Annotated in this window: 22 protein-coding genes; 9 read left to right on the top strand and 13 right to left on the bottom strand. The window is 70.8% G+C overall.

Annotated elements, in window-relative coordinates; all coding sequences use genetic code 11:
* Positions 1-11: 11 nt before the first annotated feature.
* Positions 12-215, bottom strand: a complete 204-nt coding sequence (locus ACP4E5_RS06470) for a helix-turn-helix domain-containing protein (protein WP_425825777.1) — start codon at positions 213-215, stop codon at positions 12-14.
* On the opposite strand from ACP4E5_RS06470, the gene ACP4E5_RS06465 reads away from it, so the two are divergent.
* Positions 141-605, top strand: coding sequence for an alkyl sulfatase dimerization domain-containing protein (locus ACP4E5_RS06465; RefSeq protein ID WP_425825775.1), 465 nt, complete (start codon positions 141-143; stop codon positions 603-605). The genes ACP4E5_RS06470 and ACP4E5_RS06465 overlap by 75 nt on opposite strands.
* A 50-nt stretch (positions 606-655) precedes the next feature.
* On the opposite strand, the gene ACP4E5_RS06460 is transcribed toward ACP4E5_RS06465, so the two are convergent.
* The 8 genes from ACP4E5_RS06460 to ACP4E5_RS06425 form a co-directional block, all read right to left on the bottom strand.
* On the bottom strand, positions 656-1570 hold the full coding sequence (locus tag ACP4E5_RS06460) for an endonuclease/exonuclease/phosphatase family protein (protein ID WP_425841117.1): 915 nt from the start codon (positions 1568-1570) through the stop codon (positions 656-658).
* Positions 1571-2065: 495 nt separating this feature from the next.
* A complete protein-coding gene (locus ACP4E5_RS06455; protein ID WP_425825773.1) occupies positions 2066-3064 on the bottom strand; it encodes a nuclear transport factor 2 family protein in 999 nt (332 codons plus the stop codon).
* A gap of 88 nt (positions 3065-3152) precedes the next feature.
* On the bottom strand, positions 3153-4520 hold the full coding sequence (locus ACP4E5_RS06450; RefSeq protein ID WP_425825771.1) for an MFS transporter: 1368 nt from the start codon (positions 4518-4520) through the stop codon (positions 3153-3155).
* A gap of 159 nt (positions 4521-4679) precedes the next feature.
* A complete protein-coding gene (locus ACP4E5_RS06445) occupies positions 4680-5444 on the bottom strand; it encodes an HpcH/HpaI aldolase family protein (RefSeq protein ID WP_425825769.1) in 765 nt (254 codons plus the stop codon).
* Positions 5441-6220, bottom strand: a complete 780-nt coding sequence (locus tag ACP4E5_RS06440; protein ID WP_425825767.1) for an SDR family NAD(P)-dependent oxidoreductase — start codon at positions 6218-6220, stop codon at positions 5441-5443. The genes ACP4E5_RS06445 and ACP4E5_RS06440 overlap by 4 nt, the downstream gene beginning before the upstream one ends.
* Positions 6217-7527 carry a histidinol dehydrogenase gene (gene hisD / locus ACP4E5_RS06435; RefSeq protein WP_425825765.1) on the bottom strand — a complete coding sequence of 437 codons (1311 nt, stop codon included), beginning with the start codon at positions 7525-7527 and terminating at the stop codon, positions 6217-6219. The genes ACP4E5_RS06440 and hisD (ACP4E5_RS06435) overlap by 4 nt, the downstream gene beginning before the upstream one ends.
* Before the next feature lie 93 nt (positions 7528-7620).
* Complete coding sequence (locus ACP4E5_RS06430; protein WP_425825763.1) at positions 7621-8316, bottom strand: alpha/beta fold hydrolase; 696 nt, start codon at positions 8314-8316, stop codon at positions 7621-7623.
* A 5-nt stretch (positions 8317-8321) separates the two neighbouring features.
* Complete coding sequence (locus ACP4E5_RS06425; protein WP_425825761.1) at positions 8322-9461, bottom strand: cupin domain-containing protein; 1140 nt, start codon at positions 9459-9461, stop codon at positions 8322-8324.
* Between the two features lie 225 nt (positions 9462-9686).
* Here ACP4E5_RS06425 and ACP4E5_RS06420 point away from each other — a divergent pair, with 225 nt between their 5' ends.
* Complete coding sequence (locus ACP4E5_RS06420; protein ID WP_425825759.1) at positions 9687-10685, top strand: LacI family DNA-binding transcriptional regulator; 999 nt, start codon at positions 9687-9689, stop codon at positions 10683-10685.
* 4 nt (positions 10686-10689) lie between these two features.
* Here ACP4E5_RS06420 and ACP4E5_RS06415 read toward each other — a convergent pair whose 3' ends face one another.
* The 3 genes from ACP4E5_RS06415 to ACP4E5_RS06405 all read right to left on the bottom strand — a co-directional run bounded on the left by ACP4E5_RS06415 (position 10690) and on the right by ACP4E5_RS06405 (position 14608).
* Entirely contained in the window at positions 10690-12096 is a 1407-nt protein-coding gene (locus ACP4E5_RS06415; RefSeq protein WP_425825757.1) for an amino acid permease, read from the bottom strand.
* 133 nt (positions 12097-12229) lie between these two features.
* The gene (hisD, locus tag ACP4E5_RS06410) at positions 12230-13591 is read right to left on the bottom strand and encodes a histidinol dehydrogenase (protein WP_425825755.1); all 1362 of its coding nucleotides are present in this window, start codon (positions 13589-13591) and stop codon (positions 12230-12232) included.
* Between the two features lie 105 nt (positions 13592-13696).
* A complete protein-coding gene (locus ACP4E5_RS06405; protein WP_425825753.1) occupies positions 13697-14608 on the bottom strand; it encodes a LysR family transcriptional regulator in 912 nt (303 codons plus the stop codon).
* A 120-nt stretch (positions 14609-14728) separates the two neighbouring features.
* Here ACP4E5_RS06405 and ACP4E5_RS06400 point away from each other — a divergent pair, with 120 nt between their 5' ends.
* A complete protein-coding gene (locus ACP4E5_RS06400; RefSeq protein WP_425825752.1) occupies positions 14729-15628 on the top strand; it encodes a carbon-nitrogen hydrolase family protein in 900 nt (299 codons plus the stop codon).
* 82 nt (positions 15629-15710) lie between these two features.
* Here the strand turns inward: ACP4E5_RS06400 and ACP4E5_RS06395 are convergent, their stop codons facing one another.
* Positions 15711-16478: a FadR/GntR family transcriptional regulator gene (locus ACP4E5_RS06395; RefSeq protein ID WP_425825751.1), complete on the bottom strand. Its 768-nt coding sequence runs from the start codon at positions 16476-16478 to the stop codon at positions 15711-15713.
* A 263-nt stretch (positions 16479-16741) separates the two neighbouring features.
* On the opposite strand from ACP4E5_RS06395, the gene ACP4E5_RS06390 reads away from it, so the two are divergent.
* Genes ACP4E5_RS06390 through ACP4E5_RS06365 form a run of 6 tightly spaced genes read left to right on the top strand, consistent with a single transcriptional unit; the run spans position 16742 to position 22760 of the window.
* Positions 16742-18109: an MFS transporter gene (locus ACP4E5_RS06390; RefSeq protein ID WP_425825750.1), complete on the top strand. Its 1368-nt coding sequence runs from the start codon at positions 16742-16744 to the stop codon at positions 18107-18109.
* Positions 18106-19833: a dihydroxyacetone kinase family protein gene (locus ACP4E5_RS06385; protein ID WP_425825749.1), complete on the top strand. Its 1728-nt coding sequence runs from the start codon at positions 18106-18108 to the stop codon at positions 19831-19833. Before ACP4E5_RS06390 ends, ACP4E5_RS06385 begins: the two co-directional genes overlap by 4 nt.
* Before the next feature lie 21 nt (positions 19834-19854).
* On the top strand, positions 19855-20316 hold the full coding sequence (locus tag ACP4E5_RS06380) for a ribose-5-phosphate isomerase (protein ID WP_425825748.1): 462 nt from the start codon (positions 19855-19857) through the stop codon (positions 20314-20316).
* Positions 20316-21086: a triose-phosphate isomerase family protein gene (locus tag ACP4E5_RS06375; protein WP_425825747.1), complete on the top strand. Its 771-nt coding sequence runs from the start codon at positions 20316-20318 to the stop codon at positions 21084-21086. Before ACP4E5_RS06380 ends, ACP4E5_RS06375 begins: the two co-directional genes overlap by 1 nt.
* A 1-nt stretch (position 21087) precedes the next feature.
* Entirely contained in the window at positions 21088-21897 is an 810-nt protein-coding gene (locus tag ACP4E5_RS06370) for a sugar phosphate isomerase/epimerase family protein (protein ID WP_425825746.1), read from the top strand.
* Positions 21898-21899: 2 nt separating this feature from the next.
* Positions 21900-22760 (top strand): phosphogluconate dehydrogenase C-terminal domain-containing protein, encoded by an 861-nt coding sequence (locus tag ACP4E5_RS06365; RefSeq protein WP_425825745.1) that lies wholly within the window; start codon positions 21900-21902, stop codon positions 22758-22760.
* Positions 22761-22943 lie beyond the last annotated feature (183 nt).

Genomic DNA, 22943 nt, shown 5'->3' with positions numbered 1-22943 from the left:
TTCAAGCAGTTTCACGCACCCCGACGCTCCGCCCCGCCGACCCCCATCGCGGCTCCGAGCACCAACAGGCCGTGTGCCGTACGGGGGTTGACCCCGGTCAGCGCGTCGACGCGAGACAGCCGGTTGTCGATCGTGTTCGGGTGGACGTGGAGTTGCTGTTCGGCGCCGTCGTCGAACTCTTCAACCAGGGCCGGTACGTGGACGACATCGTGCACGAACTCCACTACCCGGCCGAGCTGTTCGACGTCCGGTGGATGCGGGAAGCGTACGGTCACCGCGAGTACATCGTGCGGGACATCGTGCGCTCCGAGACCGGCTGGTGGGACGGGAACCAGACGACCCTGCATCCCTCGCGTCCCTCCGTCGCGGCGGCCGCCCGCGCCGAGGCGATCACCGACAAGCAGGCGGTCCTCGACCACGCGGCCCGGCTGCGGGACACCGGCCAGGTGCAGGAGGCCCTGCACGTCATCGACCTCCTGGCCCTGGCCCCCGGCGACGCCCGCGAACTCGCCGCGGCGCGCGAGCTCAAGAGTGAACTGTGCGGCCTGCGGGCGAAGGAGGCCACCAGCTACGTGTCCCGCAGCTTCTACCGCGTGACGGACTGACACCGTCTCCGCCGGGAGACGGGCCGGGCCGCCTGCCGACGGGCCGGAACTCAGCCGAGCGTGAGTTTCGCCTGTACCGGCAGGTGGTCGCTGGGGAACTGGCCGTTCTTCTCATACGTGTTGATGGCCGCGGAGTGCACGGTCACGCCCGGCGTGGCGAGGATCCAGTCGATGCGGTCGCCGTCCGGGACGAGCGGCTTGTAACCGTGGAACGTCGCATAGAGCCTGCTGCGTTCGGCGGCCGCGTCCCAGGTGTCCTTGAGACCGGTGGCGAGCAGCTGGTCGTAGACCGGGTTGCCGTGCGCGGCCACGTTGAAGTCGCCGGTCATCAGCAGCGGCAGGGAGGTGTCGAGGGCCGCGATCCGCGAGGCGATCAGCTCCGCCGACTTCACGCGGGACACCTGGACCTGGTGGTCGAAGTGGGTGTTGAGGACGTAGAACTCCTTGCCGCCGTCCTGGAGGTCCGCGAAACGCACCCAAGTCGCCATCTGGATCACCGAGTTGCCCCAGCTCTTGGAGCCGATCAGCTCCGGGGTGTCGGAGAGCCAGAAGTGGTCGTACTCGACGGGGCGCAGGCGTCGTGTGTCGTAGAAGACGGTGGCGAACTCGTCCCGGCTGCCTCCCGCTCTGCCGGTGCCGATCCAGGCATAGTGCACGCCCAAGTCGGCATGAATGTCCTGGAGTTGATGGTACAGGCCCTCCTGGGTGCCGATGACGTGCGGGCGCTCCTTGCGGAGCAGTTCGCGCATCACGGGACGGCGGTCGGCCCAGGAGTGGGGCGAGGAGTCGGAGGCGTATCGGAGGTTGAACGTCATGACGTGCAGACGCCCTCCGCGACCCGACGCTGCGGCGCCGGCGGGCGCGGCGGCGGTGGTGGTCAGCGCCGCGGCGGCGGGAAGCGCCGCGGCCACGCCGAGCACGGCGCGAAGTCCGTGGCGGCGGGTGAGGCGGTGGTGCTCGGTCATGGGTCCTCCGGTGCGTCGATGGCTGGGCAGGGGACCCACGGTGGCGAGCTCGGATGAGGCGTAGGTGAACGTTCGGCGGCGGTGGGCGTGACGTCTGTGGGCCCTTGACTCCCTTGTGCCCAGGGGGCGTTGGGGCGATGCGGGGATGGCGGGCGAGGTGCGGCCGCGCCGCTCGCCGGCGGATGGCCGGCCGAGTGCGGTTCTCGGGTACCCGCCCCAGGTCGGAAGTCGCAGGTCGGAGGTCGGTCGACAAGGGGCGCGTGACAGCACTGGGTCGAACAGCCGGGCCCACGGCCCCGTCAGCGCCCAGAACGCGCCGTCCTCCCACAGGAACCAGACCGGCCGGACGGTGGGGGGCGGGTCCAGCAGGTGATGGCGCGGGGGCGGGCCGGAACGGGGCACGATGTGGCTGAAGTTGAGGCCCGAGGCGCTCACGGCCAAGGACCTCAGCTATGCGACCGCACCGGCCCGAACACCTCGGCCGATTCGCTCTGCCTAGTAGATATTGGCGGCGACGTCCGCGCCGTCCTCCCGGCCCGCGTTGATCTGCGCGCGGAGCGCGATCTCGTCGTAGACGCGGACCTCCTTCACGATGCGGCCGTCCTGGATCAGGAACTGCGAGACACCGAGCACCGTGACCGGCTTGCCCGTGAGGGGGCCGAAGGCGGGGATGCCGCGGTACGTGCTGTGCATCGTCCAGGTCACGGCCACGCGAAGACCCGCGTACCGCTCCGCGTAGTGGGTCTGGACGTCGCGCACGGCGAAGCGCGCGTCGGGGAACGGGCCGACCATTTCCAGCAGATCGGCCTGGTAGCGCTCCGGGCGGATGACGGTGCGGTCGCCGATGGTGTGCAGGAAGAGGTCGCGCGCCATGAAGTCGTTGACCTTGTTGAGCTGGCGCTGCGACCACACCTGGTCGATGAAGTCGAGGACCATCTCGCACTCGGGACGGAAGTCGTCGGGGCGCGGCCCGCTGACACCTTCCAGGAGCACGTCCTTCGGCGGCTCCTCGGTCATCGACCCGGTGTACCCCTGGAACTGGAGGCCGCGCGCGGCCTCGTCCGGGTCGATGCCGAGCTGCAGGCAGTCCGCGAGGTCGTCGCGCACCACCCACTCCTCGACCATGCGGCCGCGCCGGTAGAGGCAGTTGGCCACCGTGCGCTTGCGGACGCGGACGTTGCGGCCGTCGACGAGGTGCTCGTCGGCGGAGAAGACCAGGTGCGAGCTGAGGAACGCGTCGTCGCCCCGGGCCTCCCAGACCACGTCCTCGGCCTGGCCGATGTGGCCCGGCACGGAGGCCATCCGCATCGTGCTGCCCTCGATGACGCCGTCGCGGCCGACGACCGTACCGAGACTGGCGTGGACGATCGAGTCGGGCTCGTAGTTGTCGACGATGTGGGCGATGTCGCGCTCGACCCAGATGCGGTCGGTCACCTCGCGGATGAACTCGTCCGGGTCGTTGTAGGGCTGGTACGCGACGGGGTCCAGGGCCATGGTGCTTCTTCCGTTCCAGTGCTGTTTGAATGCGTATGTAGCGTGACTGATGGTGGGTTGGCCCGGCAAGAGGTGCCGGGCCACGGGTTCAGGCGGGCTGTGGTGTGTCCTGGCGGGGGAACTTGTCCGCGCCCAGCTGGCTCCGGTACGTCTCCGTCATGAACCCGGTCACGACGATGAGCGCCAGGACGGCGCCGGCGCCCAGGTAGGCCCACACGGCGTAGATCGTGTCGAAGGTGTCGACCAGCAGCGTCGCCACGAACGGGGTGATCCCCATGAAGATGGAGAACGAGCTGTTGTACGCGATGGCGCTCGCGCTGAACCGGGTGCGGGTCGAGAAGAGTTCGGCCGCGCAGACCGTGATGATGCCGGTGAGGAAGAACTCCGGTACCAGGTAGATGAGTTGGCTGGCGACGGCGGTGGCGAAGGTGCCGCGGTCTCCCACCCAGAAGGCGAGCGGGACGAGCACGATGCAGGCCGCGGCGCCCGTGATGAGCATCGGCTTGCGTCCGACACGGTCCGAGAGCTTGCCGGCCAGCGGGAGCAGCGGGATGAGGACGGCGATCGAGATGGCGTTGGAGGCCAGGCCCATCCAGCGGGGCAGGCCGAGCGTGTTCGTCAGGTACTGCGGATAGAACGTGACCCAGGTGTAGGACAGGATCGCGCACATGATGGAGATCCCGCAGTAGACCAGGATGGGACGCCACTGCGAGCGAAGTGCCTCGCGGATCGGCGACTTGACGACGTCGGTGCCGTCCTCGGTGGCCCGCACGAACTCCGGGCTCTCCGAGATGCGGCTGCGCATCCACAGGCCGATCAGGCTGAGCGGGATCGCCAGCAGGAACGGCATGCGCCAGCCCCACGAGTCGAGCGTGGGCCCCTCGAACACCCAGCTGGTCAGCGCGGCGACACCGGCACCGGCGAGCGTGCCGACGAAGCAGCTGTTGGAGGCGTACGAGGTGTAGTACGCGCGCCGGTTGGGCTCGGCCCACTCGACGATGAACGCCACCGCGCCGACGTACTCGCCGCCGGAGACGACCCCCTGGACCACGCGGAGCGCCAGGAGCAGGAGCGGCGCCAGAATGCCGACCTGGTGGTACGTGGGAAGGACCGCGACGAGCGCGGTGGACGCGCCCATGGCCACCAGGGTCCACAGCAGCGTCTTCCTGCGGCCCACCCGGTCGCCCCAGCGGCCGAGGAAGGTTCCGCCGAGGGGACGGACCAGGCACGCGATCGCGATGATCGCGTAAGTCCCCAGCACCGCAACGGTCTTGTCGCTCTCGGGGAAGAACGCCGGTGCCATGATCGGCGCCATGTAGCCGTACAGGCCGTAGTCGAACTGCTCGACGAAGTTACCGACGCTGCCCGCGCCGATGGCCCGGCGAATCGCGCTCCGCTTCGTCGCCTCGTCGGGGGCGGACGCGGGGGTGGTACGGGGTGGCGCTGCAGAGGACATGGCTGCTCCGATCGCGCGGCGGATGAGGGGTGTGGGGAAGAGGGGGAGGCGTGCACACGTGCGCGCACATACGTGCATGCATACGTATGAACCAGAGTTGAACGTTAAGGTTCCGGGGGTGGGGCGTCAAGGGGTGCGGGCGGGTCCGGCGAAGGTGTGTCACGGCCCGGACGGACGCGCGAGGGCACCCATGGTGTCCATCAGTGCCTGCGCCATGTTGAAGACGATCAGCTGGGCCCCGGCTTCCTCGGCTGCCTGTGCCGCCGCGAGGTGGGGGACGATCGTCATCACCGTGCGACCGCTCTTGGCAGTGGCCCGGTGCGCCTGCTGGACCAGGTCGTCGACGACCTCCTGCGCGGGGAAGCCGCAGTCCGCCGCGAGGTCCGCGGGGCCCACCAGGACCGCGTCCACGCCCTCCGCGCCGGCGATCTCGTCGGCCGCGGCGCACGCGCGCCGTGTCTCGATCATCGCGATGACCAGCGTCTCGCGGGACGCGGCCACATGCTCCGCCGCGGTGACCGTGCCGAACCGCCCCGACCTGCTGTACGTGGCGAAGCCCCGTTCGCCCCACGGCGGATAGTGGCTCGCGGCGACGGCCCGCCGGGCGTCCTCGGCGCCGTCCACGTGCGGGTGGACGAGCCCGGCCGCGCCCAGGTCCAGGCAGCGCAGCGCCAGCGTGGGCTCGGCGGTGCCCACCCGTACGAGGACGTCGATGCCGTGCGCCTCGGCCGCCATGATGTGCTGCTGGAGCAGCGCCGTGTCCGCGGGCCCGTGCTCGCAGTCGATGAGCACGTAGTCCAGACCGGCGACGCCCGCCATCTCCACGAGTGTTTCCGAAGGGAGCCGGAGCAGCGCGCCGCGCAGTGACTCACCGTCCGCCAGGCGCTGTTTGAGGCTGCGGCGCGGGGTGCGGGGGACGGTCATCGGGCCACCATCCCCGCCGACAGGTCGATATCGGCGCCGCACAGTCCGCGCATCCGCAGCATCGCGGTCACCGCCTCGCCGACCTCCTCCTCGGTCACCATCCGCCCGAGCGCGGCACGCGACACGAAGGCCTCCTCGGCCTCTGCGTAGCTGCTGCCCGTACGCTCGGCCTCCAGGCGGAAGTTGCGTTCCATGCGTGGTCCCGAAACCGGGCCGGGGGACAGGGAGTTGACCGTGACGCCCTGCGGTCCGACCTCGCCCGCCAGTGTGGTCGTCAGGCCGATGACCGCCATCTTCGACGCGCAGTACGGGGTGCGCCGCAGCAGTGGCCGCTTGCCCGACACGGAGGCGACGTTGATGACATCACCCGAGCCACGACGTGTCATCGCGGGGAGGAGCGCCCGGCACATCAGGAACACGCCGCGCACGTTGATGTCGAAGACCTCGTCCCACTCCTCGGGGGAGATCTCGGTCAGCGGCGCCACAGGGCCCGCGATGCCCGCGTTGTTGACCAGGATCGATATCTCGTCGTCCGCGAGAGCCGTGGCGAGTGCCTCGACGTCCGCGGGCCGGGACACATCACAGACCTGGGGGACGACGCCGGGGCCGAGATCGTCGGCGGTGCGCTTCAGGGTATCCAGGTCGCGGCCCGTGATCACCACGCGGGCGCCGTCGGCCAGCAGGGAGCGGGTGATGGCGCGGCCCAGGCCGCTGCCACCCCCGGTGACGAGGGCGGTCCTTCCGGCCAGGGGCGCCCCGGTGCGGTCGGTCGTCATGCGCCGGCCTCCTCGTTCCACGCCAGCGCCTTGCCGCCGTACTTCGCGGCCCGTACGTCACCGGAGCGCGCGTGCCCCTCGAAGAGCTCGACGCGGGCGGCGCGCCCGCACACCTCGCCGAGCAGCGCCGACGAAGCGGTGTCGGTGACCTCCTGGTGGGTGACCGTCTTGAGGTACTTGCCGACCCACAGACCGCCCGTGTAGCGGGCCGCGCCACGGGTGGGCAGGACGTGGTTGGTGCCGATGACCTTGTCCCCGTAACTGACACACGTGCCCTCGCCGAGGAACAGCGCGCCGTAGTCGCGCATCTTGTCCAGCGCCTGGCGCGGGTTCTCGGTGAGCACCTCGACGTGCTCGCTGGCGTAGGAGTCGGCGATCTCGAAGGCCTCGTCGAGGGTGTCGGCCACGACGATCTCGCCGTGGTCGCGCCAGGCCGGTTCGGCGAAGTCCTTCGTGGGCATGCCGGGCAGCAGCCGCTCGATGTGCCGCTCGACCTCGCGGCCCAGCTCCTCGGACGTGGTGACGAGGACGGCGGGGGAGTCCGGGCCGTGCTCGGCCTGGGACAGCAGGTCGACGGCGACCACGAAGGGGTCCGCGTGCTCGTCCGCGATCACCAGGATCTCCGTGGGCCCGGCGAACAGGTCGATGCCCACCTCACCGAACAACTGGCGCTTGGCCTCGGCCACATACGCGTTGCCGGGGCCCGCCAGCATCGGCACGGCGCCGATCGTCTCGGTCCCCACGGCCATCGCCGCGACGGCCTGGACGCCGCCCAGCAGGTAGATCTCGTCGGCGCCCGCCAGGTGCATCGCCGCGACGGTCGCGGCCGGGATCTCGCCCCGGATGGGCGGCGTGCAGGCGACGACCCGGGGCACCCCCGCGACCTTGGCGGTCACGATCGTCATATGGGCCGACGCGGTCAGCGGGTAGCGGCCGCCGGGCACGTACGCGCCGGCGGCGGCCACGGGCACGTGGCGGTGACCGAGACGGACGCCGGGCAGCGTCTCGACGTCCACGTCGAGCATCGAGTCCCGCTGAGCCTGCGCGAACGTACGCACCTGCTCCTGCACGAACCGGATGTCGTCCAGGACCTGTTCCGGGACACCGGCGACGATGCGCTCGATCTCCTGGGGCGACAGGCGGAAGGACTCCGGGCTCCAGTTGTCGAACTTCTCGGAGTACTGGCGCACCGCCTCGTCGCCGCGCTCGCGGATGTCGTCGAGAATGGCGCGCACCCGGTCGGCGACGTCCGCGCGGGCGGCGGTCACCTGGGCGGCGGGGACAGGGGACTTGAGGTGTCGGGGCATGAGGGCTCTCTTCAACTCGTTTCGTTGGATACGGGACGGGTCTCAGTACGGGACGGAACTCAGTACGGGACGGAACTCAGTACGGGACGGATCTCAGGCCGCGGCGACCGCGCCGGCCAGGTCGTGCAGCGCCGCCCCCACGGCGTCGGGGCGCTGCCACGGCACCAGGTGTCCGACGTCCGGCAGTTCGCGCATACGGGAGTGCGGCAGGGCTTCGGCGATGGCGTGGTGGAAGGAGGGCGGGCAGAGTGTGTCCCGGCTGCCCGCCAGGACGACGGAAGGGCAGCGCGCGGAGCGCAGCGCCGCGAACGCGTCCTCGCGGGTGGGCTGGGCGGCCAGTTGGGCGCGGGCGTCGGCGGAGCCGACGGCCGACGCCATGCGGCGGTAGCGCTCGGCGTCCGCAGCCGACCAGCGGCGGTCGGGGAACATGTCCGGCAGCGTGCGCTCGACCACTTCCGCGAACCGGCCGGCCGCGACGAGACCATCCAACTCCCGCCAGGCAGCGTGCTGTTCGGGCCGCGGGGCGGCGGCGTTCGTCGCCATCACGCACAGGCCGGCCACCCGCTCCGGAGCCCGGCGCAGCGCCTCGAACCCGACGATGGCGCCCAGGCTGAGCCCGACGAGCACGAACGGTCCGTCCACCGCCGACAGCACATCGTCCGCGAGCGCGCCGACGTCCGGCCGCCGCAGCGCGACGTGATGGACGGCGTGGCCGTCGGGGAAGGTCACGTCCGACCACAGGCTCGCGTCGCAGAGCATGCCGGGGACCACGACCAAGGGCAGCGGCACGCCGGTCACCAGCGCCGCGCGGAGCGGGGGAGCAGCGCGTACGGGGCGACGTACCCGTTGTGGTCGAGGCCCAGGCCCGCGTCGGCGGCCGCCTTGAGGACCTCCTCGTCCCACTCCAGACGGACCCGCCCGTCCCCGGAGTTGACCACCAGGAGGTCGCCCTCCTGGTCGCCGACGTTGCGCAGCGTGCGCCAGGCGTCCTGCGGCACGGAGAGCATGTCGCGCGGTCCCAGGCGCACCGAGACCGGGTCGGTGCGGTTGAGGGTGACCTCCCACAGGCCGTCCTTGACGATCAGTGTCTGGGTCTCCCGCTGCCGGTGCTGTGAGACACCCTGCCCGGGTTCGGCGCGCAGCCAGGCGACGTTGTGGCCGTGCGGGTTGAACACACGCGGCTCCTGGTGCGGGTCCTCGGTCATGCCGTAGCCGATGACGCAGCTCAGGCGTGCGCCGCCGCCCGGCAGGGTGCTGTCGATGAAGGGGTGCTCCGACCACACCAGCTCGTCGGCCGCGGCGACCCGGCGCCTCATCTCCTCGGCGCTGTAGTGGCGCAGCCGGTCGATGTGCTCCTGCGCCATCGGCGTGACTCGCTCGGACTCCGGCGGGAGGGTGTCCCCGGCGACGGTGTCGACGAGCTCGTTGTCGGCGCTGAGGTACAGGCCGTGCTCCGCCGCCTCGCGAAGGACCGAGGGGCCCCAGATGATGCCGCCGGTGCGGTCCATGCCCAGCACGGTGAACAGCCAGCCGTCGTCAGGACCCGTGTTGGTGAAGCCGCGGAAGATCCAGGTCGGCACGGACACGATGTCACCGGCCTTCAGGGGGAGTTCACCCTCCTCGCCGTCGGCGCCCCAGCGCAGCAGGTACTCGCCCGCGGTGCAGATGAACACCTCGGCCGTGTAGTGCAGGTGCAGGTTGTTGGTGATGCCGTGCGGCATGGCGGCGGCGCCGATGTTGTAGCCGTGCGGCAGCCGCAGGTTGACGTGCTGGCCGGAGGACTGCGAGACACCCGGCCCGATCATGGCGTAGTTCTCCTTCCGGTCCGAGCCGGGCGTACGGCAGTCGATGAAGGCCTGATTGCAGGAGGCGAAGTCGCTGCGGCGCACCGTGCGGCGTTCAAGGTCGGGCGTGGACACGACGACATCGGGCATGGGTGCTCCCTGGTCAACAAGCGTGAGTGGAATACGTATGCATTGCCATGACAGGCTCCCGAGGTGTGTCCTGTCAAGAGGATCGAATCGAATTTCTACGCGTCCGGCGACCATGCGGTGCTCAAAGGATTCGAAGGAGGCATACGTATACGACGCGGCGTACGTATACTGTCCGGGCCGCGGGATCTGGTCCGGGCGGTACGAGGTGTCGACGAGGAGAGAGTCATGGCGATCACGAGTCACGACGTGGCGAAACTCGCGGGTGTCTCGCAGCCCACGGTGTCCCGCGCCCTGCGTGACGACCCCCGTGTCTCGCAGGCCACCCGCGAGAAGATCAAGCGGGCCGCCCAGGCGCTCAACTACGTACCCAGCGAGGCGGGCCGCACGCTGTCGACGCGGGCCACCCGCCGGGTCGGCGTCATCGTCACCGACATGACCAACCCGTTCTACCCGCACGTCGTCGCGCCGCTTCACGACGAACTCCAGCGGCTCGGCTACCGGATGATGCTGCTCACCGAGCGCTCCGACGAGGCGGTCGCCGAGGAGAAACTCCTCGACCAGTCGCTCGACGGCGTCGTCCTCGCGACCGCCACGACCGACTCGCGCCTGCCGGCCCTGCTCGAGCGGCGCGGCATGCCCTACGTGTTCCTCAACCGGGACACTGGCCGGCCCGGCGACTTCGCCTCCGTCGTCGACAACGAGGGCGGAGGCCGTCTCGTCGCGCAGGAGCTGGTCGCGCTCGGTCACCGTCGCATCGCCGGGATCTTCGGCGCGGCCAACACCACGACCGGCCGCGAGCGCGAGCTGGGCTTCCGGCTGGCCCTGGCCGACGCCGGCATCGGGCTGCCGGACGACCGCGTGGTGCGTGGCGCGTTCGAGTACGAGACCGGTTACGCGGCGCTGCCCTCCCTCCTCAAGGCGGCCGAACCGCCCACCGCGGTCTTCTGCGGCAACGACGTGGTCGCCATCGGTGTGCTCAATGCCGCGCTCGCGGCGGGCGTCAAGGTGCCCGACGACCTCACCGTCATCGGCTTCGACGACCTGCCCATGGCGGCCTGGGAGGTGTTCCGGCTCAGCACCGTCCGGCACGACCTCGGTGAACTCGCCTGCCAGGCGGCCCGGTTGCTCGCACGGCGGATCGGCGGAGAGGTCGACGCCGACGGCGAACGCCTCGTCCTGCCGACCGAGTTCGTCCCGAGAGCCACCCACGCCGAGGCCCGCTGAGCCCTCACGGCCCGGAGGCCACACGCACGGGCTCAGCGGCGGCCGCGTGCGCCCCGAGTCGCCGCTGGCGCACCACGCCCACGGTGGCCAGCACCGCCGCGAGCCCGAGCGACAGCCACAACTCCAGCCGGTGGCCCGGCAGTACGGCCATGAGCACCAGCACCCCGGCGATGAACGCGATGGTGGCCAGCGTCAGATACGGAAAGCCCCACATGCGCACGTCGGTCGGCCGCTCGCCCTTGCGGCGCACGGCGTACTGCGTCAGCGCGATGACCAGATACATCATCAGCGCGATCGCCCCGCTGGAGGCGATGAGGTACGAGAACACGTCCGGCAGCAGATAGTTGGCGATCACCGCGGCGATGCCGACGACCGTCGACGCGAGGACCGCGTTGCGCGGCACCCCGTGGGACGACGTCCGGGCGAAGGCCGCCGGGGCGTCACCGCGCCCGGCCAGCGAGAACAGCATCCGTGAGGCCGTGTAGACAGCGGAGTTGAGGCAGCTGCACACGGCGACCACAAGCACCACGTCCATGATCCGGGCGGCGCCCGGGATGTCCATCCGGTCCAGGACCGCCTGATAGGACCCGGCCCCCAAGTCGTCGGCGTTCCACGGCACGAGACACACCACGACGAGGATCGAACCGATGTAGAAGAGGCCGAGCCGCCACACCACCGCGCGGATCGCCTTCTTGATGTTCTTGCGCGGCTCCTCGGACTCCGCCGCCGCGATGGTGACGATCTCGCTGCCCTGGAAGCTGAACATCGCGGTGAGCAGACCGGCCAGGATTGCCGTGACACCTTGCGGGGCGAAGCCGCCGTGGCTCCAAAGATTCGAGACACCATGCGCGTCGGACCCGGGCAGCACCCCGATCACAGCGAGCGCGCCAAGGACCAGGAACGCCACGATCGCGACGACCTTGATCAACGAGAACCAGTACTCGAACTCGCCGTAGTTGCGCACCGCCAGCAGATTGCTGCCGGTCAGCACGAGGATCACCCCGAGAGCCGGTATCCAGCTCGGGATCGACGTGAGCCCCGCGACGACCTCCCCGGCCGCGATGGCCTCGATGGGGATGACCAGGATGTAGAACCACCAATACAGATACCCGATCGAGAACCCGGCCCAGCGGCCCAGCGCCCGGTCCGCGTACGTGGAGAAGGAACCCGTGTCGGGGTTGGCGACGGCCATCTCGCCGAGCATCTGCATGACGAGCACCACCAGGGCGGCCGCCAGCAGGAACGAGACGATCACGGCCGGACCCGCGGTGGCCACGGCGGCCGACGAGCCGACGAAGAGACCGGCGCCGATCACCCCGCCGATGGAGATCATCGTGATCTGGCGGCCCTTCAGGCCCTGGGTGAGCTTCGCGCCCGCGGCGGCGGGCGGCTCAGGGGGAGGCTGTTGCATGTGAGGATCCTTGGTCGCGGACGAGGTGGGAGCCACGCCGCGCCTGAACGGCACGCAGGGTCCCGAAAGAGGGGTGGGCCGGGGACGGACGCCGCTGACGACGCCGCCCCCGGCCCGGCGGTACGGGGAGCGGTCAGAGCTGCTCGCGCAGCGCCGCCGGAACGTCGTCGAACGCGCCCGAGGTGCGGCCGATCCTGTCGATGCGCAGCGTCGCGGTCGCGCCGTGCGCCGCGAGGCCCTCGAAGGCGGAGATCCGCTCGACGGCCGGGGCCAGCGCCGCCGTGCCCTCCTTCGCGGCCCGCTGGTACGTCAGCGGCTTGAGGAACCGGGAGACCGAGAGACCGGCGTTGTAGCGCGCGGTCTTGCCCGTGGGCAGCACGTGGTTGGTGCCGGCGATGCCCTTGTCGGAGTACGCGACGGTGGACCACGGCCCGATGAACAGCGAGCCGTAGTTGGAGAGGTTCTCCAGGTAGAAGTCGTCGTCCTCGGTGTGCACCTCGAGGTGCTCGGGGGCGATGACGTCCGCGACGGCGACGGCGGCGTCCCGGTCCTCGACCACGATGACGGAGCCGAAGTCCCGCCAGGCCGGACCGGCGATGTCACGAGTGGCGAGGGAGGCGAGCTGGCGCTCCATCTCCGCGACGACGGCCCGACCGGTCTTCTCGGACGTGGTGATCAGCGCGGCGGGGGAGTTGGGGCCGTGCTCGGCCTGGCCCAGCAGGTCGGCCGCCACCCACACCGGGTCGGCGCTGTCGTCGGCGATGACCGCGACCTCGGAGGGGCCGGCGAGCAGGTCGATGCCGACCTGGCCGAACAGCTGCCGCTTGGCCTCGGTGACGAACGCGTTGCCCGCGCCGACCAGCATGTCCACCGGCGCCTCGCCCAGAAGACCGAAGGCCATCGCGCCGAGCGCCTGCACGCCGCCGAGGGCGAATACCCGGTCGGCGCGGGACAGGTAGGCGCCGTACAGCACCGCGGGGTGGGCACCGTGCTCGCCCGACGGCGGCGTGCACGCCACGACGGTGGGCACACCGGCGGTCTTGGCGACGTTGACCGTCATGAACGCGCTGGCGAGCAGCGGGAACCGGCCGGCCGGAAGGTAGGCACCGACGCGGGAGACCGGCACGTACCGCTGGCCGCCCTTCACACCGGGGGCGACCTCGATCTCGAAGTCCGTCAGGTGCTCGCGCTGCGCGGCGGCGAACCGGTGGGTGCGCTCGTATCCCATCTCCAGGGCGGTGCGGACGTCCGGGGGAAGGGCGTCACCCGACTTCTTCAACTCAGTTGCGGAGACCTCCAGTTCACCGGACCAGCCGTCCAGCTCCTGGGCGTAGGCGCGCACCGCGTCCATGCCCTTGTGCTCGATCTCCGTGAGCATCTCGGAGACGCGCTCGACCACCTTCGGGTCGCGCTGGGCGGGCGGTCCGTCGACGGACGGCTTCTTGAGCCACTGGAGGGGAGGGAGGGCCTGGGCTTCGTCGTGCGTGATCTGCATGGCGAGGACGCTAGACGGCCCGCCACCACAGGACTAGAGGGGCGATTCCTGTCACAAGTACAGGTTTTTCCTGTGGATCTCTGTGGGTCCTGTGGGTCGGGTCGGCTAGAGGCCGCGTTGGGCGCGGATCTCGCGCAGGGTGTCCTCGGCGATGCGGGCGAGTTCGCGGGTGGCGCGGGACAGTGGGTGTCCCCGGCGCCGCACCAGGGCAATGGTGTCGTGGAGGGGGTCGGCGAAGGGGGCGGTGTGCAGCCCCGAGGGGAATGCCGGGCTGTCGACGACCGCCCGGCTCGCGATGGTGTCTCCCACTCCCGCGGCCACCAACTTCAGCGCGGCTTCCACGTGTTCGAGCTCGATCAGCGGGTCGACGCGGACGCCCGCGAACTGGGCGCGCTCGGCGAGTTGCCGCCGCGTCGGGTCCTGCCAGCCGTAGTGGGCGTCGTAGAGGACGAGGGGTGCCCGCGCGAAGTCCTCGATGGTCACCGGCGTACGGGTACGGTCCTCGCTCGCGCTGACGTAGAACACCTCGTCGCGCAGCAGCGGTGTCACCTGGAGTTCCTCGTCGTCGATGGGGAGCACCACGAGGCCGGCCTCGATGCGTCCGGCCGCCACCGCTGCCGCGGTCTCGGCGGAGTTCTGCCCCACGAGCCGCACCCGCACCGACGGATAGCGGGCGTGGAACAGCTGCACCAGGTTGGACAGCAGGTAGTAGTCCGCGTTGCGCAGGACCCCGAAGGTGGCGGTGCCGCCGCCGAGCGAACCGAGGGAGTGCACGGCCCGGGTGCCACTGTCGGCGGACTCCACGGATTGCTGGGCGTAGGGCAGCAGTTCCTGTCCCGCCGAGGTGAGCGCGAGGGTGCGGCTGCCGCGCACGAACAGCTCGGCGTCCAGTTCCGCCTCCAGGCGGCGCACCAGTTCGGAGGCGGATGCCTGGGCGATGTCCATGGCCCGCGCCGCGGCGGTGAACGACCCGAGCCGCTCCGCTTCGACGAAGGCCCTCAGCTGGTTGAGGGTCATGCGGCCACAGGCTAGCCCTGTGCCTGCCGCGGGAAACAGGGGGGTTGTCCGATGCGGGGCGGGCTGATTGGCTCGTGCGGGACCCGCACACCGCCCCGCCCCGGAAGGTTCCTCCCACCGATGACCAGCCGCCGACCCCTGTCGATCTGCCTCGTCCAGTCGGCCGCGCACCATCACGCCGCGGACGACGGCGTGGACGCGTTCGCGGCGGACGTACGCCGTGTCACCCGCGCCCACCCCGGCGCCCGGCTGCTGGCCTACCCGGAGCTGCACCTGTGCGGCCACCGCCCGGACGAGGACCCGGAAACGATGATGACGCTGGCCGCCGAGCCCCTCGACGGCCCGCGTGGCACCCGCCTCGCCGCCCTCGCACGCGAGACGGGCGTCTGGCTCGTGCCCGGCAGCGTCTACGAGCGCGGCGGCGACGGCCTGATCTACAACACGGCGCCCGTGTACTCGCCCGAGGGCGAACGCGTCGCCGCGTACCGGAAGATCTTCCCCTGGCGACCTTACGAGACCACGGCGTCCGGCACGGAGTTCGTCGTCTTCGACATGGACGGGTACGGGCGGGTGGGCCTGTCCATCTGTTACGACGCCTGGTTCCCGGAGGTCACCCGGCATCTGGCCTGGCAGGGCGCCGACCTGGTCCTCAACCTCGTCCGCACACCGACCGTCGACCGCACCCAGGAACTCGTCCTGGCCCGGGCCAACGCGATCGTGAACCAGGTCGCCATGGCCAGCGTCAACGCGGCGCAGCCCGACGGCATCGGCCGCAGCGTCGTCGTCGACCCCGAGGGCCGGATCCGCGCCGAGGCCGAGTCCGCGACGGCCCAGATCGTCACGGACGTCCTCGACCTCGGCGAAGCCGACCGGGTGCGCACGCACGGCACGGCGGGCCTGACACGGGTGTGGGACCCGTTCGAGGCCGGACAGCCGCCGCTCCAACTCCCGTTGTACGGGGGTCAGATGGACCCCGAGCGGTGGAACGAGGCGCTTCCGCGTACGAGCCGGCTCAAGTAGGCCGCACGTGGGCCTGGTTACGTTTCCGGGCCGCTGTTCAGGAGGTCGTTGAGGCGGGCGAGAGTATCAACTCGCCCTGCCGTCACCCCTGTTGGGCCTCGTCCTCCACCGACTCCCGCAACCGCGCACTCGCCATTCGCATGTGCTCGGCCATGGCGCGGTCCGCACCCTCGGGGTCGCGGTCGCGGATGGCCTTGAGGACGGCGTCGTGTTCGCACAGGGTGCCGCTGACGGTGCCCTCGATGTCGCTGACCCGTTCCATCCAGACCTGGAGCAGCGCGCGGATGCTGTGCAGGATGTCGCTCAGGACGGTGTTGCGGGCGATGCTCGCGCACTCCAGGTGGAAGGCGATGTCGGCGTCGATGAACGCCTTCACGTCGCTGCCCGCCTCCTGCATGTGCCGCAGGTGCTCCTCCAGGCGTGCCACGTCGTCGTCGCCCGCGCGCTCCGCCGCGAGCCGCGCCGAGACACCCTCCATGTAGGTGCGCACCTCGACCAGGTCCCGGGTGCGGCGCTGGCCCAGCATCAGGCCCCAGTTGATGGCGCGCGGAAGGAACTCCGAGGTCCCCTCGCGCACGTACGAGCCGGAGCCCGGCCGGATCTCGATGATGCCGAGCACGTCGAGCGCGGACAGGGCGCCGCGCACGCTGGAGCGCGCGACCCCGAGGGCCTCCGCGAGCTGACGCTCGGCGGGCAGCCGGGTGCCGGGCTTGATGTTCCCCGCGGAGAGGTGGTCGAGCAGGCGCTTGGCGACCTCGCTGACCGAGGACTCGCGCACCACGGGGCGCAGGAGTTGGGCGAGGTCGGTCTCGGGCGTGGCGGCGTCGGAGGGCTGGTTGGTCACGGTCACCAGTAGACCAGACGGGTCGTCCGAGCCGTTCCACGGCCGCGCGCGGGCCTCTTTCGTGCCCGCTTTGTCAAGGGTTCAGCCATGAGCAACAAGTGCGACGCTCGCCACATTGGTAAATTGGTGACCAATTTGAGGATCGGGTCTAGCGTGAAGCACAGATCGGCCCGACCTGAGCGGACAGCCAGTTGCTGCAGTGCCCTCGCCCCTCGTGCCGAGCGTGACCCAAGTCCGGACAGAGCTGTCCGGCGAGCCGAGGAGTCGCCATGCCTGCCACCTCCGCGCCGCCCGTGAAGGCGACGAGAACGGCCGTCGAGAAGTCGGCCATCAAGAAGATCTCTATCCGCCTGGTGCCCTTCGTGGCCCTGATGTTCTTCGTGAACTATCTGGACCGCACCGCGGTGTCGTTCGCGGAACCGAACGGGATGGGGGACGACCTGGCGCTCACCGCGGCCCAGTTCGGCTTCGCCTCCGGGATCTTCTTCGTCGGTTACATCGTGCTCGAGGTCCCCAGCAACATGGCGCTGCACCGCTTCGGCGCCCGCCGCTGGCTGGCCCGGATCATGGTGACCTGGGGCATCGTCTCGCTGCTCTTCACCTGGGTGAACAGCAGCGGAGGCCTCTACACGCTGCGCTTCCTGCTGGGCGTCGCGGAGGCCGGCTTCTTCCCCGGCGCGATCCTCTTCCTCAGCCAGTGGGTGCCCAGCCGCCACCGCACCAAGGTCCTCGGCCTCTTCTACCTCGCCCAGCCGCTGACCACGGTCTTCGGCGCCCCGCTCGCGGGCTGGCTGATCGGCCACCACGGCCTGTTCGGCCTCGAGGGCTGGCGCGTGATGTTCCTGTTCGTGTCGATCCCGGCGATCCTGCTTGGCGTCATCGCCTGGTTCTACCTGATCGACCGCCCCGCCGACGCCAAGTGGCTCACCACCGAGGAGCGGGACTGGCTCACGGAGGAGCTGGCCGCCGAGAACGCCCAGAAGACGGGTCACGAGAACAAGCACGCCAAGGGCGACCTGAAGACCGCGTTCACCAACGGCCGCGTCTGGACCCTCGCCGTCGTCTACTTCGGCTTCGTCTACGGCCTCTACGCCCTCGCCTTCTTCCTGCCGACCATCATCGACGGCTTCCAGGAGCAGTACGACACCACGTTCAGCGTCATGGACAAGGCGTGGATCACGGCCATCCCGTACCTGCCGGCCGCGATCGTCCTCTTCTTCTGGAGCCGGCACGCCACCAAGCACGGCACCCGCACCTGGCACGTCGCGGGACCCGCGATCGTCGGCGGTGTCTCCATCCCACTGGCCCTCTACATGGGTTCGCCGACCGCCACCGTCGCCGTCATCACCGTGACCGCCTGCGCCATCTTCGCCGCGCTGCCCGTGTTCTGGGCCGTGCCTTCCCGCTTCCTGACCGGAGCGGCCGCCGCGGCGGGCATCGCGCTCATCAACACCGCGGGCAACATCGCGGGCTTCGCCTCCAGCTACATCACCGGCTGGCTCAAGGGCTGGACGGGCGACTACTACGTGCCGCTCTACCTCGTCGGCCTCTTCATGCTGCTGTCCGCCGTGCTGATGATCCTCCTCGCCCGCCGCGCGCCCACCAGCACCACGTCCCTCCCGGAGAACCAGCGATGACCCGCCTCCACAACGACCCCGCCGCCTTCGCCGACGAAGCGCTCGAAGGCTTCGCCGCCGCCCACCGCCGCTGGGTGCGCCCCGTCCCCGGCGGCGTGGTCCGGGCCACGGCCAAGAACCCCGGTCAGGTGGCCGTCGTCATCGGCGGCGGCTCCGGCCACTACCCGGCCTTCTCCGGTCTGGTCGGGCAGGGGCTCGCGCACGGCGCCGCCGTCGGCAACGTCTTCGCCTCGCCCTCCGCCCAGCAGATCCGCGGCGTCGCCAAGGCGGCGCAGGCGGGCGGCGGTGTGCTGCTCATGTTCGGCAACTACGCGGGCGACGTCCTGCACTTCGGGCAGGCCGCCGAGCGGTTGAACGGCGAAGGCATACCGACGCACACGTTTGCCGTCACCGACGACATATCCAGCGCGGGCCCGGACGAGACCCACAAGCGGCGCGGCATCGCCGGTGACCTGCCCGTCTTCAAGGTGGCCGCTGCCGCCGCCGAACAGGGCGGGTCCCTGGACGAGGTGTCGCGGATCGCCGCTCAGGCCAACGACCGCACCCGCTCCTTCGGCATCGCCTTCTCCGGCTGTACGCTCCCGGGCGCCGACCACCCGCTGTTCACGGTCCCCGAGGACCGGATGGCCGTCGGCCTCGGCATCCACGGCGAGCCCGGCATCGGCGAGGAGGACGTCCCCACCGCCGACGAGGCCGCCGAACTGCTCGTCGCCACCCTCCTCAAGGAACTCCCCGACGGCATCGAGGCGCCGGATGGGCAGCGCGCCGCGGTGATCCTCAACGGCCTGGGCTCCGTGAAGTACGAGGAGCTGTTCGTCGTCTACCGCAGGGTCGCGCAACTGCTTGACGACGCGGGTGTCACGGTCGTCGACCCCGAGGTCGGCGAACTCGTCACCAGCTTCGACATGGCCGGCATCTCCCTCACCCTGACCTGGCTCGACGACACCCTCGAAGCCCTGTGGGCCGCCCCGGCCGACACCCCTGCGTACCGCAAGGGCGCCGTCCCCGAGGCGGCCGCCGCCGACGACGAGTCGTACGAGACCGAGGACGCCCCCGAGGCGTACTCGGCGAGCGAGGAGTCCCGGCAGGCCGCGGCGACCGCGCTCGACGCGCTGCGCCGCCTCAGGGACACCGTCGACACGCACGCCGACGAACTCGGCCGCATCGACGCCGTCGCGGGCGACGGCGACCACGGCATCGGCATGCGGCGCGGCTCGACCGGCGCCTACGAAGCCGCCCTGCACGCACAGGAGTTGGGTGCCGGAGCCCGCTCCCTGCTGACCGCCGCCGGCGACGCCTGGGCCGACAAGGCGGGCGGCACCTCCGGCGCCCTGTGGGGCATCGTCCTGCGCGCGCTCGGCGACGCGCTCGGCGACACCGAACGGCCGACCCCGGCGTCCGTCGCCCACGGAGTCCTCCAGGCGTCCGACGGCGTCCGCAGGACCGGCGGCGCCGAGGTCGGCGACAAGACCATGGTCGACGTCCTCGTCCCCTTCGCCGAGACACTCGGCCAACAGGTCGACACGGGCGCCGAGTTGGGTGCCGCGTGGGACACCGCCGCCGCCGCGGCGGAGCGCGCCGCGCGCGACACCGCCCAGCTGCTGCCCCGGATGGGCCGCGCCCGCCCGCACGCCGAGAAGTCACTCGGCACCCCCGACGCGGGCGCTCACTCCCTCGCCCTGATCGTCCGCGCCGTCCACGGCGCGCTCGCCGCCTGCAAGTAACTCCCTTTAAGGAAAAGCGACATGAGTGAGAAGCTGCGGATCGTCGTCGGCTGCGACGACGCCGGATTCCAGTACAAGGAGGCGCTGAAGCGGGACCTCCAGGCGAGCGACCTGGTCGAGTCCGTCACCGACGTGGGCGTGGACGCCGAGGGCCACACCGCCTACCCGACCATCGCCATCGAGGCCGCCGAGCGCGTCGCCCGTGGCGAGGCCGACCGGGCGCTGCTGATCTGCGGCACAGGACTCGGCGTGGCCATCGCCGCCAACAAGGTCAAGGGCATCCGGGCCGTCACCGCCCACGACTCGTTCTCCGTGGAGCGCGCGGTCCTCTCCAACAACGCCCAGGTCCTCACCTTCGGCCAGCGCGTCGTCGGCCTCGAACTGGCCCGCCGCCTCGCCGCCGAGTGGCTCACCTACCGCTTCGACGAGCAGTCCGCGTCAGCGGCGAAGGTCCAGCTGATGTGTGACTACGAGGCCGCCTGATGAACGCCCCCGTCCTGCTCGGCGTGAGCCTGAAGATGTACTTCGGCCACCACCAGACCCTCAACTGGTCCCGCCGCATCGTGCAGTTGGCGGACCGGCACCCGGCCGTCACCAGCGGTAAGGCGCGCCTGTTCGTGCTGCCCGCCTTCCCCGCGATCGTGCCGGTGGCCGGGATCCTCGCGCGCAGCGGCGTCGACGTCGGCGCGCAGGACATCGCCACGGAGGACGTGGGCGCCTACACGGGCGAGGTGTCGGGTCCCTACCTCAAGGAGATCGGCTGCCGCTACGCCGAGGTCGGGCACGCCGAGCGGCGCCGCCTGTACGGGGAGGGCGACACGGTCGTCGCCGCGAAGACCGGCGCCGCGCTGCGCAACGGTCTCACCCCGGTCCTGTGCGTCGGTGAGCTCGACCCCGTGGAGCCCGAGGAGGCCGCGCGCCGCACCGTCGCCGAGGCCGCCCGCCTGCTGTACGGCATGCGCGGCTCCGTCGTCCTCGCCTACGAGCCGCAGTGGGCCATCGGCGCGCCCGAACCGGCCTCGCCGGAACACATCACCACGGTGTGCGCGGCGCTCGGGGGATGGCTCAACTCCCGCCCCCAGCACGCCGGTTCCACCGTCATCTACGGCGGCAGCGCGGGCCCAGGGCTGCTCACCCGCCTCGGCGGCTCCGTCGGCGGCCTCTTCCTCGGCCGCTTCGCCCACGACCCGGAGGCCGTCGGCCGCATCCTCGACGAGATCGCGCCCGCCGACTCCCGCACGGAGGTGGCCTGACATGGCGTACGGCATCAGCACCTACGCGTACTTCTGGCGCATCTCCTCGCGCGCCCCGCGGCCCATGACGGCCCTGGACATGCTCCGGGACATCCACGGCCTCGGCGGCCAGGTCTTCCAGATCTGCGACTACGCACCCATCGAGTCCTACGACGACGCGCAGCTCGCCGAGCTGAAGGCGGCAGCCGCAGACCTCGGTGTCACCCTCGAACTCGGCACCCGCGGCATCACCCCGGACCACCTGGAGCGCTACCTGCGCATCGCGGAGCGGCTCGGCGTCACCTTCGTACGCTCCATGCTGCACACCACCGACCACAAGCCCGGCGTCGAAGAGTCGATCGCCCTGCTGAAGCAGGCCATCGGCGGCTACGAGGAGCAGGGCGTCACGCTCGGCCTGGAGACGTACGAGCAGGTGGCCACCGCCGACCTCGTCGACGTCGTCAGCACCGTCGACAGCCCGCGCCTCGGCGTCGTCCTCGACCCCGGCAACTGCGTCGCCCGCCTTGAACACCCGTCCCAGGTGGTCGAGTTGACCGCCCCCTACGTGGTGAACATCCACGTCAAGGACTTCGCGTTCAGCCGCAGGGACGGCTGGGTGGGCTTCACCTACGCGGGTGCGCCACTCGGCACGGGCCTCCTGGACTACTCGTCGATGATCGCCGTCGTCCGGGACCACGCCCCGGACCCCGCGTCGGTCAACCAGATCGTGGAGCACTGGCTCCCGTGGCAGGACGGTGGCTTCGATGTCACCGCCGAGCTCGAACACCAGTGGACCAAGCACAGCATCAGCACACTCCTGAAGGGCGAATGAACATGGCCGCCGAGAACAACACGACCGTTGCCGTCATCGGGGCCGCCGGCAAGATGGGCCAGCGTGTCTCCAACAACCTGGTCGAGAGCGACTTCACCGTCCTCTTCTCCGAGAACTCGCCCAAGGGCCAGGAGCTGATCCGCTCGCTCGGCCGTGAGCTGACCGACTCCGAGACCGCCGCCCAGGCGGCCGACGTCCTGATCCTGGCCGTCCCGGACATCGTCCTCGGCAAGGTCTCCGAGCAGCTCGTCCCGCTCCTGAAGCCGGGCGCCGTCGTCCTCACCCTCGACCCGGCGGCCGCCTACGCGGGTCTGCTGCACCCGCGCGCCGACGTGCACTACGTGTGTGCCCACCCCTGCCACCCGTCCGTCTTCCTCCAGCGCAAGACGCAGGCCGAGGTCGACGACACCTTCGGTGGCATCGCGGCCCCGCAGGAGGTCGTCGCCGCGTACGAGGGCGGCGACGCGGACAAGCAGGAGCTCGCCGGGTCCGTCATCCGCGTCATGTACGCGCCGGTCGTCGACGTCCACTGGGTCACCGTCAAGCAGCTCGCCGTCCTGGAGCCGACCCTCGTCGAGACCATCGCCTGCATGGTCGGCGCCCTCCTCAACGAGGCGCTCCACGAGACCGTGCACACCGTGGGCGTCCCCGAGAAGGCGGCCCGCGCGATGCTCCTCGGCCACACTCAGGTCGCCCTCGCCAACACCCTCAAGGGCGACAACCCGTTCTCCGACGCCTGCCTGATCGCCATGGACTACGGCCGCGACTCCATCGTCAAGGACGACTGGAAGAAGGTCTTCGAGGACGGCGAACTGGACAAGGTCATCACGAAGATGCTGAAGATCGAGGAAATCCGCCGCTGAGCCGCTGCCGCTCAGTGACCGGGTGGGTGGCCGGCCCCGCGGGGGACTGGCCACCCGGTCGCGGTATCGGCCCGACGTGGTGCCGGCGGCGCGGTTGATCCGGCCGCCCCGGGTCTTCCGCCTCAAGCCCACCTTGGCAGGGGAGTTGCCCCTGCTGCGACCCGCCACCGTGACTGACGTCTG

The organism is Streptomyces fractus (assembly GCF_049844455.1).
Lineage (GTDB): Bacteria > Actinomycetota > Actinomycetes > Streptomycetales > Streptomycetaceae > Streptomyces > Streptomyces fractus.
The sequence above is the reverse complement of the archived record's forward strand: the minus strand, read 5'-3'. Positions and strand labels throughout refer to the sequence as shown.